Source organism: Polycladidibacter stylochi, assembly GCF_001562055.1.
In the GTDB taxonomy this organism is placed as follows: domain Bacteria; phylum Pseudomonadota; class Alphaproteobacteria; order Rhizobiales; family Stappiaceae; genus Pseudovibrio; species Pseudovibrio stylochi.
Window position 1 is genome coordinate 102,343 of the sequence record NZ_LLWE01000040.1, and the last position, 12,981, is coordinate 115,323.

The 12,981-nt window shown below is 46.1% G+C and carries 12 protein-coding genes; 9 read left to right on the plus strand and 3 right to left on the minus strand.

What is annotated here, in order from left to right; genetic code table 11:
- Positions 1-7 precede the first annotated feature (7 nt).
- Together AYK67_RS15130 and AYK67_RS15135 are read right to left on the minus strand one after the other, a co-directional pair.
- Positions 8-1,315 carry a TRAP transporter large permease gene (locus AYK67_RS15130; protein WP_068088702.1) on the minus strand — a complete coding sequence of 436 codons (1,308 nt, stop codon included), beginning with the start codon at positions 1,313-1,315 and terminating at the stop codon, positions 8-10.
- A 10-nt stretch (positions 1,316-1,325) separates the two neighbouring features.
- The gene (locus AYK67_RS15135) at positions 1,326-1,886 is read right to left on the minus strand and encodes a TRAP transporter small permease (protein WP_068088704.1); all 561 of its coding nucleotides are present in this window, start codon (positions 1,884-1,886) and stop codon (positions 1,326-1,328) included.
- Positions 1,887-2,365: 479 nt separating this feature from the next.
- Between AYK67_RS15135 and AYK67_RS15140 the strand changes: the two genes are divergently transcribed.
- The 6 genes from AYK67_RS15140 (at position 2,366) to AYK67_RS15165 (ending at position 8,409) form a co-directional block, all read left to right on the plus strand.
- Positions 2,366-4,168 (plus strand): glycoside hydrolase family 2 protein, encoded by a 1,803-nt coding sequence (locus AYK67_RS15140; RefSeq protein WP_068088707.1) that lies wholly within the window; start codon positions 2,366-2,368, stop codon positions 4,166-4,168.
- Between the two features lie 19 nt (positions 4,169-4,187).
- Positions 4,188-4,991: an FCD domain-containing protein gene (locus tag AYK67_RS15145; RefSeq protein WP_068088713.1), complete on the plus strand. Its 804-nt coding sequence runs from the start codon at positions 4,188-4,190 to the stop codon at positions 4,989-4,991.
- A gap of 1 nt (position 4,992) precedes the next feature.
- Positions 4,993-6,171 (plus strand): mannonate dehydratase, encoded by a 1,179-nt coding sequence (uxuA, locus tag AYK67_RS15150; RefSeq protein ID WP_068088716.1) that lies wholly within the window; start codon positions 4,993-4,995, stop codon positions 6,169-6,171.
- Positions 6,172-6,354: 183 nt separating this feature from the next.
- Positions 6,355-7,125, plus strand: coding sequence for a zinc ABC transporter ATP-binding protein ZnuC (gene znuC / locus AYK67_RS15155; RefSeq protein WP_156453188.1), 771 nt, complete (start codon positions 6,355-6,357; stop codon positions 7,123-7,125).
- A gap of 14 nt (positions 7,126-7,139) precedes the next feature.
- Positions 7,140-7,949: a metal ABC transporter permease gene (locus AYK67_RS15160; RefSeq protein WP_068088761.1), complete on the plus strand. Its 810-nt coding sequence runs from the start codon at positions 7,140-7,142 to the stop codon at positions 7,947-7,949.
- Positions 7,950-8,004: 55 nt separating this feature from the next.
- Positions 8,005-8,409 (plus strand): Fur family transcriptional regulator, encoded by a 405-nt coding sequence (locus tag AYK67_RS15165; protein WP_068088721.1) that lies wholly within the window; start codon positions 8,005-8,007, stop codon positions 8,407-8,409.
- 14 nt (positions 8,410-8,423) lie between these two features.
- On the opposite strand, the gene AYK67_RS15170 is transcribed toward AYK67_RS15165, so the two are convergent.
- On the minus strand, positions 8,424-9,224 hold the full coding sequence (locus AYK67_RS15170) for a helix-turn-helix transcriptional regulator (protein WP_068088724.1): 801 nt from the start codon (positions 9,222-9,224) through the stop codon (positions 8,424-8,426).
- A gap of 121 nt (positions 9,225-9,345) precedes the next feature.
- Between AYK67_RS15170 and AYK67_RS15175 the strand changes: the two genes are divergently transcribed.
- The 3 genes from AYK67_RS15175 (at position 9,346) to AYK67_RS15185 (ending at position 12,914) form a co-directional block, all read left to right on the plus strand.
- A complete protein-coding gene (locus AYK67_RS15175) occupies positions 9,346-9,963 on the plus strand; it encodes a TetR/AcrR family transcriptional regulator (protein WP_068088727.1) in 618 nt (205 codons plus the stop codon).
- A 216-nt stretch (positions 9,964-10,179) separates the two neighbouring features.
- Positions 10,180-11,742: a glycosyltransferase family 39 protein gene (locus tag AYK67_RS15180; RefSeq protein ID WP_068088729.1), complete on the plus strand. Its 1,563-nt coding sequence runs from the start codon at positions 10,180-10,182 to the stop codon at positions 11,740-11,742.
- A gap of 356 nt (positions 11,743-12,098) precedes the next feature.
- Positions 12,099-12,914: a B12-binding domain-containing radical SAM protein gene (locus AYK67_RS15185; protein ID WP_068088732.1), complete on the plus strand. Its 816-nt coding sequence runs from the start codon at positions 12,099-12,101 to the stop codon at positions 12,912-12,914.
- The last annotated feature ends 67 nt before the right edge of the window (positions 12,915-12,981 follow it).

Sequence of the window (12,981 nt, forward strand, 5' to 3'; positions counted from 1 at the left end):
TATTTTATTAGCCTCCGTAGCCAAGAATTACACGTGGCAGGAACAAGCTGACTTCAGGAACAAAGGTAACAACCATCAAAATGGAAATCACGGCAACGTAGAAAGGCAGCATAGGCTTAACGATATCTTGAATCGCCACTTTACCCACCGAGCAGCTGATAAACAGCGCACTACCCACTGGCGGTGTAATGATGCCGATACACAGATTGTAGGTCATCATGATACCAAAATGCACAGGGTCCATGCCCAATTCAGTTGCCACCGGTAAAAAGATCGGTGTGAAAATCAGCAGGGCCGGTGTCATGTCCATAAAGGTACCAATCACCAACAGCGCCAGGTTAATCACCAGCATGATGATTAGCGGATTTTCTGAAACGTTATTCAGTGCCTCGGAAATCACATAGGGGATATCGGAGAAGGCCATAGCCCAGGACATGCCCACAGAACAGCCGATCAGCAACAACACAATCGAGCTGGTAATAGCCGATTCAAGAATAATGCCAGGTAACTCGTGAAACTTCACCTCGCGGTATAGGACACATGCCACGAACAGGCAGTAGATCACGGCGACAGCTGAGGCTTCAGTTGCAGTAAACACCCCACCAATAATCCCGCCCATGATGATAACAATCAGCAATAGAGGCAAAAAGGCATCCATTGTTTTGTAAAAGATTTCCTTTACCCCGGGCATTGGGATAATCGGATATCCTCGGCGGGCGGCAATAATGCCAGCCACGAGCATAACGCCAAGCCCCATCAAAATACCGGGCAAGTAACCTGCCACAAACAAGGTTGCCACAGAAGTACCGCCAGAGATCAGCGAGTAAACAATCAATGTGGAACTTGGCGGGATCAGCAAACCTGTTGGGCACGAGGCTGCATTCACAGCTGCAGAGTAAGCAGGGTCATAGCCTTCTTTCTTTTGTAGCGGCGACATAATACCGCCAACCGCAGCCGCAGAGGCCACAGCACTACCGGAAATCGCGCCGAAAAGCATGTTGGCCAGCACGTTACAGTGGGCCAGAGCACCGGGTAAACGACCACCAATAACCTTGGCAAGTTCAATGAGCCGTCTGGCGATACCACCACGGTTCATAATATTACCGGCAAGAATAAAGAAGGGAATAGCCAGCAAGGTGAAACTATCCAGCCCTGTTGCCATGCGCTGTGCAACCACAAAGATCGCTTTATCGAATGACATGAGAAACGTCACACAGGCCGTCGTTGCAAGGCCAATAGCAAACGATATTGGCACGCCTAGCGTGACGAGCACTGCAAAGATACCAAAGAGAATGAGAGCGGCTTGAATTTCCATGAATGGCCTCTTACTTTTCGGATAGATCGCTAACAGGGCCACCTGGAACGGCCGAGTGGGTTTCGTCATCTTCCGGCATCGGGTCATTTGGACCACTGCCTGTACCGTTGAAGAGACCAATGGCAAATTCTATACAATAGAAAAGGATAACAGCGCCCGAGAACGGAATAGCAGCGTAAACCCATCCCATCGGGAAGCGCAGTGCTGGCGAAACCTGACCTGAGGCCAGTGTTTTCATGACCAATTGGCTGCCGCCATACACCATCACTAGGCCGGCAAAACCAGCAATCATAAATAATATGAAATAATCAGAGGCTCGTTTCTTGCCTCCCGTCAACGAGCCTGTAAGCAAATCGATGGCCAAATGACGACGCTGCCCCATTGTGTAGGCAGCCCCGACAAGGCCAACCCACATGAACATGAAGCGAGCAAGTTCATCGGTTACCGTACTCGGCGTACCAAGAATAAAACGCGAGAACACCTGCCAAACAACACAAATGACAAGAATACTGAATACACAAACGGTTACAGTACTCAAAACGAGGTTCACAAATCGGGTTAATGTGCGCATTTCTTTTCCCTAATCTATCATAGCGCTCAGCCACCTACCGAAACGCTTCAATTGGGCGACCAATAACACCGGCAACATACGACGAAACCCATTGCTTTTTTTAGAGCTACATTTTTAGTCATCACACCTGTTATACGTGTAAAATACTAGGGTTTACCGCATGTAACACTATCTTTCTTTCATCGCCTATTTTTCTTCATTGGTCAACCAATTTTATCATATGGTTTGACACAGTCTCGATATTCTGGCAATTACTAGTCTATAAAGGTTCTTTTGGTTGGCCATATAAACTAGTAAATCTTGAAATATTGCTTACAGAAGGTCATTTAGTTGACCAGTAAGCAAGCAATGACAATGCTATCGACAACAATTGGTAGGATAATCTGAAGCTTAGGTCCAGATTATCCTACCAATTCAAGTGAAGACACTAAAGCAACCGTAGACAAGAATGCTCAAAAGCAACCGATAACGGGGGTCACATGCTGGAAAGAATGGAAGGCACTGAGAACGCGCTCGCCTGCTTACACGATGAGGACTACGACGTCCCTTTCAACACACAAAATCTGAATGCGGACACACTTGTATTCCTTGGCGGCCGCCCCACCCAGTCCCTAAACGGTGACTGGAACTTCTGCGTTGATTTGCTTGATACAGGCTTACGTCAAAAATGGCACACTCTTACCCCGATGCCAGCCGAAGAGCGTGGCGAGCCCTACGACTATGACCCCTATGTCGGCGAAACCGTTCCGGTACCGTCTTGCTGGTCCATGCTCAAAGAAAAATGGTATTTCTTTGAAGGCAGCGCTTGGTACACGCGCCCTATCGACTTTGACGGTCTGGGCGTAGACGAGCGCCTGTTTCTGCGCGTTGGCGCGGCACAATATGACTGCAAGGTCTTCTTGAATGGCGAGTTTTTAGGCAACCATTATGGCGGCTCCACCCCGTTTAATATTGATTTGAGCTCCTATATCAAAACTGGTCGGAATTGGCTTATGCTGGTGGTTAATAACACTCGCACCTTGGACCGCGTTCCCATGCGCAACACCGACTGGTTTAACTATGGCGGTATCTACCGCGATGTGGTGCTATTCAAAACACCCAAGACCTATATTAAAGATCTGTTTATCGCTCTTGAAGCCGATGATTGCTACGATAAAGTCAATATTGAAGTCGAGGTTGCCGGCAGCTCAAACGTGCCTGTAACAGTCACCTGCCCGGAGCTTGCTATCAATGTCCAAGTCGCACTCGATAAGCACGGAAAGGGGCAAACACAGGTAAGCTGCAAGCCTGAACTTTGGTCACCCGAAAGCCCTCGCCTCTACGACTTCCAAGCCACTCTTGGCCGCGATACTGTCTCTGATCGCATCGGCTTCCGGCAGATCAAACAAGTTGGCACCGAGTTATTCCTCAATGGCCAATCTATTTTCCTACGTGGCATCTCCGTGCACGAAGATGACGAGTTCAAAGGTAAGGTTCTGCTTGATAGCGATCTGCACCAGCGCTTTGAACACGCGAAAGAACTAAACTGTAACTTCATGCGCTTTGCCCATTACCCACACGATGAACGCGCCGCAAAAATGGCCGACGAGCTTGGCTTTTTGCTTTGGGAAGAAATTCCGGTTTACTGGGCAATTGACTTTAATAATCCGGCGACGCTAAAGGACGCCCAAAACCAGCTCAAAGAGCTGATTAAACGTGATCGTAACCGCGCTTCAGTAATCATCTGGTCCGTTGGCAACGAAAACCCCGACACAGATGAACGACTGGCATTCATGCGCTCGCTTGTCGATTTGGCCAACCAAATGGACAAAACGCGCCTCACATCGGCAGCTTGTCTTGTGAATCATTCTAAAAATCGTATTGAAGATCGGCTCGCAAAGTTTATAAATGTTATCGGTATCAACGAGTATTACGGCTGGTATGACGAGAAATTTGAGGACCTGATTGAGTTCCTCGACAACTCGGATCCTGGTAAACCAGTTGTGATCTCGGAAACCGGAGCCGATGGATATATCGGGGAAGGCAAGCTGGAAAAAGGCTTCTTCAGTGAGGCCTATATGGCCGAGGTCTATAAAAAGCAGATTGCCACCTTGCGTGAACGCGAGTTTGTGAAAGGTATTTCTCCATGGATTCTTTACGACTTCCGCGTTGAGCGTCGCCAAAACATGTTCCAGCGAGGTTGGAACAGAAAAGGTCTCATCGCCTCAGATAAAAAAACAAAAAAACAGGCGTTCCACCTACTTTCAGCATTTTACGATGAATTGAAAAACGGTCTCGATTAAGCCACGAATGGTCATTTGCATGTCAACAGAAACCACCAAAAGGCGGTATCAGGATGTAGCGGAAATGCTCCGATCCGAACTCACCAATGGCTCTTATGCCATTGGTGACCGCCTGCCAACAGAAAGACGCATTTCAGAACAGCTCAGCGTCAGCCGCTCGCTGGTCCGCGATGCGATGATTATGTTGGAAGTTGAAGGCATTGTTGATGTACGCAAAGGCTCGGGAACTTATGTACTAAAACTTCCCCAAACCGTTGAAGCACCCCATTTAGAAACGCAAGATATTGGCCCATTTGAACTTTTGCAAGCCCGCCAGCTTCTAGAGAGCCACATCGCAGCATTTGCAGCAACGATGGTAACCAAGGCCGACATCTTGCGTATGCGGGCAGCGTTAGATCAAGAACGAAAAGATATAGCTGCCAATACCGGCATTTATCTGGCTGACGAAGAATTTCATCGCTCTATTGCGCTGGCCAGCCAAAATAGTGTCCTTGTGGAAGCTGTTGACCATCTTTGGGAGATGCGTAAGCGCTCTAAAATGTGGGCACGCCTTCACCAACGAATTTTTGATCGTGGCTATCAAAAAAAATGGCTTGATGATCACCAGGCTATCTTAACGGCCCTGCAATGTCGTGACCCACAACAGGCAAGGCAAGCCATGTGGCAGCATTTGGAAAATGTCCGCCTAACCCTTCTTGAACTTTCAGACGTCGACGATCCGTCCTTTGATGCATACCTTTTCAACACGGATCCTCTCGCTGAAATTCAACTGAGTAACAATCAACCTAAGGGCAAACGCCCTCAAACTAAAAAGAGTAAATAAAATGGAACAAACCTGGCGTTGGTACGGGCCTAATGACCCGGTAAAACTTAGCGATATTCGGCAGGCTGGGGCCACAGGCATCGTCTCCGCATTGCACCATGTTAAAAATGGTGAAGTGTGGACTGTCGAAGAAATTGAAAAGCGCAAAGCTGAAATCGAAGCGGCTGGCCTTACATGGTCTGTGGTAGAAAGTATTCCCGTACACGAGGAAATCAAAACCCGCTCAGGCGACTACAAACAACACATTGAAGCCTATAAACAGAGCATTCGCAACCTTGCCAAGGTTGGTATCAAGAAAATCTGCTATAACTTCATGCCGGTACTGGACTGGACCCGCACCGATCTGACTTTCGAGCTGCCAACCGGTGCAACTTGCCTGCGCTTTGATGCCGATATATTTGCCGCTTTTGATCTGCATATCCTCAAGCGTGAAGGCGCAGAAGCCGAGTATACCGCAGACGAACTCAAGCGTGCCCAAGCCGCATTTGATGCTATGGACCAAGCCGCACGCGAAAAACTGGTTCGCACCATTATTGCAGGTCTGCCCGGTTCTGAGGAAAGCTATACAGTCGAGCAGTTACGCGAGCAACTGGCCACCTACGACAATATTGATGCCGATAGGCTGCGCGAGCACCTCGCACTCTTCCTGCAAGAAGTCATTCCGGTTTGCATTGAAGAAGGCGCGGTGATGGCCATCCACCCGGACGATCCCCCGCGTCCGCTGCTCGGCCTGCCACGTATTTGCTCTACAGAAGCTGACTATGAATTCATTTCTAAGGCTGTCGATCATGAAGCCAACGGCTTTACCTACTGCACTGGCTCTTTAGGTGTACGCGCCGATAATGATCTCGTTGGCATTGCCAAGCGTTACGCCAACCGCATTCACTTTGTCCACCTGCGTGCCACAGTGCGTGAAGACAATCCAGCCTCTTTCCATGAAGGCGATCACCTTGATGGTGATGTGGACATGGTTGGTGTCATTGGCGCATTACTCGACGAAGAACAGCGCCGTCATAAAGCCGGTTGGAAAGACCTGATCCCGTTCCGTCCGGACCATGGCCACGCCATGCTGAGCGATTTGACCATGAAGTCAGCCCCTGGCTATCCGGCTGTTGGCCGTTTGCGTGGCTTGGCCGAGTTACGCGGCGTAGAACTCGCTCTCAAACAAATGCGCGCCTAAGTGAATTATCTTTCACGTTTACAAGCCGGTTTTACGACCGGCTTGTTTTCCTCAATGCCTTTATCCGCCAAAACAGTATAAAAGCATGGACAAATCACCATGTGATATTATAACGGTACACCTCTCATTGTTCTGGGCCGATTATTGGCCAGCATTAAGGTGAACACCGTGCAACTGATAGATATGCAAAAGGTTGGTGTATATCGCAACGAGCGCTGGCTCATTCGCAATATTGATCTGACCCTCAACAAGGGTGAAATTGTTACAATAATTGGCCCTAATGGTGCAGGAAAAAGCACAACGGCCAAAGTCGCATTGAATATTCTCAGCCCCAATGAGGGAAAAGTAACCCGCGCCCAAAAGCTGATCGTAGGGTATGTACCACAAAAACTATCAATTGATTGGACATTACCATTAACTGTTGAGCGGTTGATGCACCTCACATCTGCTCCTAAAAAGGGCGAAATACAACAAGCTCTCACGCGCACTGGTATTCCCCATCTACAAAATGCTCCAGTACAAAATCTATCGGGCGGCGAATTTCAACGCGCCCTGTTAGCCAGAGCCATATTGCGCAGACCCAATATCCTTGTGCTTGATGAACCTGTGCAAGGTGTTGATACAGCTGGTGAGGCAGCGCTTTACCAACTCATTAATGAGCTTAAATCAGAACTGGATTGCGGTGTTTTACTCATCTCCCACGATTTACATGTGGTCATGGCACAAACTGATCGCGTTGTTTGTTTAAACGGGCACGTTTGCTGTCAAGGTACACCAGCGACCATTAGCAACACGAAAGAATTTCAAGAGCTGTTTGGTAAAACAGCAGCACCCACTTGGGCGCTCTATCAACATCAGCATAATCATACGCATACACTCGACGGTACAATCAAGCAACATACTCACGACACCACGGATAATGACTGTTGCCAACATCATTATGAGGATAAATAGATAGTATGGATTTCTTGCTAAATGACTTTTTCTTTCGTGCCATAATTGCAGGGTGTGGCATCGCACTGTTCACAGGACCTTTAGGCTGCTTCGTTGTCTGGCGGAAAATGGCTTATTTTGGCGATACGATGTCACACTCTGCGCTGCTCGGGGTCGCGTTGGCGCTGATTTTCCAGCTTAATATTCTTTTATGCGTTCTGGCGATCACCATCATCATATCTTTTGCGCTGCTCGCGCTTAAAAAAAATGGTGGCCTATCCACTGATAGTCTTCTTGGTATACTCGCCCACGGTTCTCTGGCCATTGGTTTGTTGATGATCGCAACAATGGAGAACACAAGCATTGACCTGCAAGGTCTTCTTTTTGGCGATATACTCTCGGTTAGCAAAACAGATATTCTAATCATTTATCTTAGCTTTCCTATCATGCTGCTAACTCTAAAACTCATATGGCGCCCCCTGCTTTGCGCCACCCTCAATCAGGAGTTGGCCGAAGCTGAAGGGCAAAAAGCGAAACTGGCAGAAATAATTTTCCTCCTGATTATGGCCGCTACAATCGCAATATCCTTAAAGATTGTTGGTGTTCTACTCATAACCGCAATGCTTATCATACCTGCGGCAAGCGCCCGCTTTTTTGCAAGAACCCCAGAACAAATGGCTCTGCTAGCCGTCCCTGCAGGTATCATAGCCGTCATATCAGGCCTACAAGGCTCGCTGCTCTATGATAGCCCCTCTGGCCCTTCAATAGTGGCAGCAACGCTTATTGTGTTCATTATCGCTATGGGGTTAAACAAAGTGCGTAGTAAATTCAAAAGTGCGCAATAAGATTAAATCTATGTTATTAGTGTCATGAAGAACTATACATGGACCGGAATACACGATGGGCGAACCGCAAAAGTACTCACTAACCAAAAACCAAAAGCTGGTCTATGACGTTCTGTTAAATCACAGAGCGCCTTTAAGCGCTTATGCAATTCTTGACTTGCTTCGTGACCAAGGTTTACGGGCACCACAACAAATCTATCGCGCATTAGAAAAACTTACCGACACCGGTCAGGTTCATAAACTCGAGAGTTTGAATACGTTTGTCGCTTGCGCTCAACCCAATTGTTGTCATCATCAACTATTAGGATTCATTATATGCAACCAGTGCGGTGCAGTTAATGAGTTTTCCGAGAATGAGGTTGAAGCCAAGCTTTCAGACTTGGCTAGGGGACTTGGTTTTAAACCACAGGCGACAACTATCGAGATAAAAGGGCTTTGCGCCGACTGTGCCAATGCATAGGCCGGCGCCAAAGCTTAACCTGCCATAGCATAAACATCTGTATGCGTTGCAAACTGTGAACTCTTTGCAACCACATCGTTAGTCGAGCTGCTAAGCTCTTTCGCAACAGTTTTTACCTTACTACGCCGCACGTACTGGCTATCAATACAGATGGAAAGCTCGTTAATCATAGCAACCAGCTGACTGCGTGAATAAAAACCGAGGCTGCTTAACAGTGCCGAAACATGATGCTTAACCGTTGCTTCAGAAATGCCAAGCTCATGGGCGATTTGCTTGTTCAGCTTTCCACATTTCAGAAAGTTAAGGATAGTTGCTTGACGACGCGTAAGTGAAGCCAGTCCACGATAAAAATCGATACTAAAGCTCGCTTCTGTTTCATCCTCCTGTTGCTCATTGGAGGCAAGCGGTACGTTACCTTGTACAACCAACCGCTTAATCAAGTTCACTTCCTCTGTTTTACTGAATGCACTTTGCGCACCATGTTCAATAAAAAACTCAGATAGCCCTTTGTTATGCTCGTCTAGTATGATGAAAATTTTCTTTTGTAGCGCACCCTCATTCAAACGCTTCACTGTCATCAAGCCTGGCGCATCACTCAATCTTGGGTTTACTAACACCGTTGCACGCGGGTATTGCTGCGACCACTCTTGCAAGCGGGTAAACTGTGTTGTCGTTAAAACACATGCGCCCGGCTTACAACTGGTTATCATTCCAGCTAGTGCAGATGCAAAAGTTGGGTGTATATCAGCTATCAAAAAAAACTCGCGATTTAAGCCATCACTTTGGCCTCTAATATCAATAGTATTCAGATACATGGCTTCTCCTCCCCAAAAACCGTATCACCTAAATAGAACCTACGTATCACTCCGTAGTATTGAAAAAAATACATACGTATGGTTTTTTGGCAAGAGAAAAATAAGGTGAAATATATCTCAGATGCTAAATGAAGTGAAAAATGAGGCCCAAAGCTGGCAAGCGGATAAAAGTCGCCGTATGAAACGGCAAATCGTTGAAGCAGCTATTACCTGTTTGCATCAACATGGCTATCATAAGGCATCTATTAAGAAAATTTCACAAATCAGCTCATTTTCTCAAGGTGCACTGCAACATCATTTTCCCACCAAACAAGACTTGATGGTGCATGTGTTGGAGCGCTTATTAAAAAAATCAATTAATTTAACAATTGAGTGGATAGAAGGGCTTGGAAGCCATCGCGCCCGCTTCTCGCAGCTTACAAGAATCATGTGGCACAAGCAGATTCGCTCTCCAGAATTTTTGGCAATGGTCGAAATTCTTGTTGCAGCGCGAACAGAAATGCCCCTAAAGGAGCGTTTAAAGCCCTCATATGATCACTACATGCAGGAGATGACTGTGAGCATTTCTCGCCACTTTTCGCATTCCAACCTCAGCCCTGAAACCGTCGCTATGCTTGCTCGTGTATCTCGCTGTCTTCTCTCCGGCTTTATTAGTTATGACGGTGTTTTTATGAGCGAAGAGGATATGGAGGAATTCGTAAGTGACTGGGCATTGTTTTTAGAAAAAGCCATTTGTTGAAGTACTTGGCTCAATTTTCCAAAAATACACCCTTATTAAGGGTGATACGAATGCTAAACAATGCGGAGAAGATTACATTATTGATGATCACATTTATACAGGATAACAGTACAATATATATAGAAATAATATATGATAATTTCCATTATTAATTTATATTTGCTAAATACATACACTCAAAATCGGTAAATCTCTTCTTAAGCTAAAGACTAATTAATGCTCACCTATATTACAAAGACCAGCGCAGCACTAGGGCTGTTGCAGCGTGCAAAAAACGCACCTATCATCATGCTTGTTGCTATAGCGCTAGCCCATACAGTTTTGTGGGGAAGCGCTGCCTATTTCTTAAGTGGCAATTTGCCTCTTGATGCCGTGGAATCATTCTATTGGGGCAAGGAATTACAGCTTGGCTATTTTAAGCACCCACCGGTAAGCGCATGGATCGCCGAACTGGCTGTTAGGATTTTCGGACGGCATGATTTACTGGTTTTTTGGCTGGCGACCGGCTGCTCCTCAGCAGCTATATTACCGCTTGGCCTCTACATTAATCGGCGATACGGCTATAGGGTAGCCATATACACCAGTTTAACCGCTCTTCTAACTCATTTCACCACACTGTCGGCGGTTGAATATAACGTTAATATGGGTTTTGTGCCGTTTTGGAGCCTCATGCTTGTTGCTTTCTTGAAAGCACAAGAAAACAAAGGGCTTTTTTGGTGGATTGTATTTGGGGTGATAAGCGCAAGCGGCATAATGGCCAAATATATGGCCGGGCTACTGCTCGTGGCAATTACTCTTTGGGTGCTGTTGGCACGGCGAGATATTTTGAAACAATTGGGGCCTTATCTGGCGGCTGGTGTTTTTGCTCTTTTGCTAATACCGCATATCCTCTGGTTAATATCCGTTGACTTTTTACCCATCTCCTATGCTCTTAGTCGCTCAAATGCGGACAGTAGCTTTTTTTACAAGCATGGCTTGCAGCCTGTAAAATTCCTGATCGAATTTATCTACAGCATCGCACCCATGCTTATTGCAGCCGGTTGCGCACTGGGTTGGTCGCGCATTAAACTACTATTTTCACTCAAAGAAGGTGCAGAAGTTCGCAGCAAAATATGGGCGATTTGTCAACGTCCTATATGTGCTATTGCGCTCTTGAGTATATTTGTCATTTTTATGCTCTCCTTAGTGGCTGGAGCAAAAATTAAGACAATCTGGTCTATGCCTTTGGGAATTGTTTTTTCCGTTGTCATTGGCTCAGTCATTGCAAGCCTTGAAAAAGAACAAACTGCAAAACGCTTTGAAGCGCTCTGGTTATCACTCTATAGTTTGCTTCTAGTGATTTTCATCGCAATTATGCTGATTGCACCATTAGTAAAAAAATACCCTAAACGTATGCTGCACGATGGGCCTGCGCTAACTGAAATAGCGCTCGAATACTGGCAGCGCTATACAAAAAAACCACTAGAATATATTGTTGGTGATCATTGGCCCGGCGGCACCGTTGCTTGGTATGCACCAAGCCGACCGACAATGTTTGAAGCTGCAAGTAAAGTATTTTCTCCTTGGGTCAATGAAAAAGACCTCGCACAAAAAGGTGGCCTTTATGTCTCTTACATCCCTGTAAAAGATGGAGATGTCATGGCTGGCCTTTGTATCGAACACTCTAAACAAATGCTTTGGCCTGCAAAGTATGGGAAAATATACCAAAAACATCCGCAGATATGGCTGGCAATTATGGTACCGCTACCAACTTCGAATAAATGTTCCGTCACAGAATGAGATTCTATGCATTGTCAAGCAGGGCCTGAGTAAGGGCCCTGCTTGACAATGCCATAATACCTGCGAACGCTTTAAGCCGATCCCTAAGTGCTTGAAAAGGTTGTACCCTTCAAATGATGAGAGCTCGAAAATACACATTGGCCCTTTAAAACAAGAGCCTATTTCAAATCAAAAGCTATTGACTACGCGTTAATTTACTTACTATATTTATGATTAAGTTTAAGAATAGCAATATATAATTACTACAATTAAGAGTTCATTCTGGATGCGCATAACATTTTGAATAGTTTCAGGTTTACACTTAAAGCGCACACAAGATAATCATTTTTATTTAGTTGGATGGAAGGAGTAGAATAATGCCTGACATACCAAAAGTAATGCTCATTAACCCGCCGCAAACTTACCCATCAGAGTTGGAGGGTGAATTCCAGACGTACATTCCAATCGGACTGGCTTCTTTAGCAGCTGCGGTGCAAAACTGTAACTTCACCTGCGAGATTCTTGATTGCTTGCTAGATACGAACACCACCACCACGCAGACAACAGTTCGCTTCGGCTCTACAGATGAAACAATTATCAAGACAATCAAAGCATCAAAGCCAACCCTTATAGGAATAACTAACCCGTTTTCCATGTTCATTGAAGACGCTTTGCATGTTGCAAGACTTGCAAAAGCAGTCCGTCCCGAGACCCCAGTAATTCTAGGGGGAATTGAAGCCAGCATCCGACCAAATGCCCAATTACTGCTTCAGCAACACCAGGAGATTGATATTTGTGTGGTTGGTGAAGGCGAAGCCACGCTAGCACACTTAACCAAAGTCTTGGCACACAGCTCGTTTGCTGATGATGACCTTCGGACTGTTAACGGCATAATTTACAGGAGTTCGCAAGGAAAAGTCATCGAAACAAGCCCGCGGAAGTTTATTGCAGACTTGGACAAGTTGCCTCTCCCAGCCTATGACTTGTTAAACCTCGATGCCATATATGATCACCCCAAATATGCCCTGTGGCGTCTACGTCAAGACAATGTCCGTTGCGCTCCCATACATACCTCAAGGGGATGCCCCTATAAATGCAATTTTTGTAGTGTACATTCGCAAGTGGGATATAAATACAGATCAAATAGCGTCCATTATGTTCTCTCGCACCACAGTACACGACACATTTGCTGAGAGTGACTAAATCTGTTTGAGTGCTGGATTCTTCACCAAAAGGATCCAGAGCTTGTCCAACATCGTT

Coding starts and splice junctions, on each gene's coding strand:
- AYK67_RS15130 (WP_068088702.1), bottom strand. CDS start 1,315: ATGGAAATTCAAGCCGCTCTCATTCTCTTTGGTATCTTTGCAGTGCTC.
- AYK67_RS15135 (WP_068088704.1), bottom strand. CDS start 1,886: ATGCGCACATTAACCCGATTTGTGAACCTCGTTTTGAGTACTGTAACC.
- AYK67_RS15140 (WP_068088707.1), top strand. CDS start 2,366: ATGCTGGAAAGAATGGAAGGCACTGAGAACGCGCTCGCCTGCTTACAC.
- AYK67_RS15145 (WP_068088713.1), top strand. CDS start 4,188: ATGTCAACAGAAACCACCAAAAGGCGGTATCAGGATGTAGCGGAAATG.
- uxuA (WP_068088716.1), top strand. CDS start 4,993: ATGGAACAAACCTGGCGTTGGTACGGGCCTAATGACCCGGTAAAACTT.
- znuC (WP_156453188.1), top strand. CDS start 6,355: ATGCAAAAGGTTGGTGTATATCGCAACGAGCGCTGGCTCATTCGCAAT.
- AYK67_RS15165 (WP_068088721.1), top strand. CDS start 8,005: ATGGGCGAACCGCAAAAGTACTCACTAACCAAAAACCAAAAGCTGGTC.
- AYK67_RS15170 (WP_068088724.1), bottom strand. CDS start 9,224: ATGTATCTGAATACTATTGATATTAGAGGCCAAAGTGATGGCTTAAAT.
- AYK67_RS15175 (WP_068088727.1), top strand. CDS start 9,346: ATGCTAAATGAAGTGAAAAATGAGGCCCAAAGCTGGCAAGCGGATAAA.
- AYK67_RS15180 (WP_068088729.1), top strand. CDS start 10,180: ATGCTCACCTATATTACAAAGACCAGCGCAGCACTAGGGCTGTTGCAG.
- AYK67_RS15185 (WP_068088732.1), top strand. CDS start 12,099: ATGCCTGACATACCAAAAGTAATGCTCATTAACCCGCCGCAAACTTAC.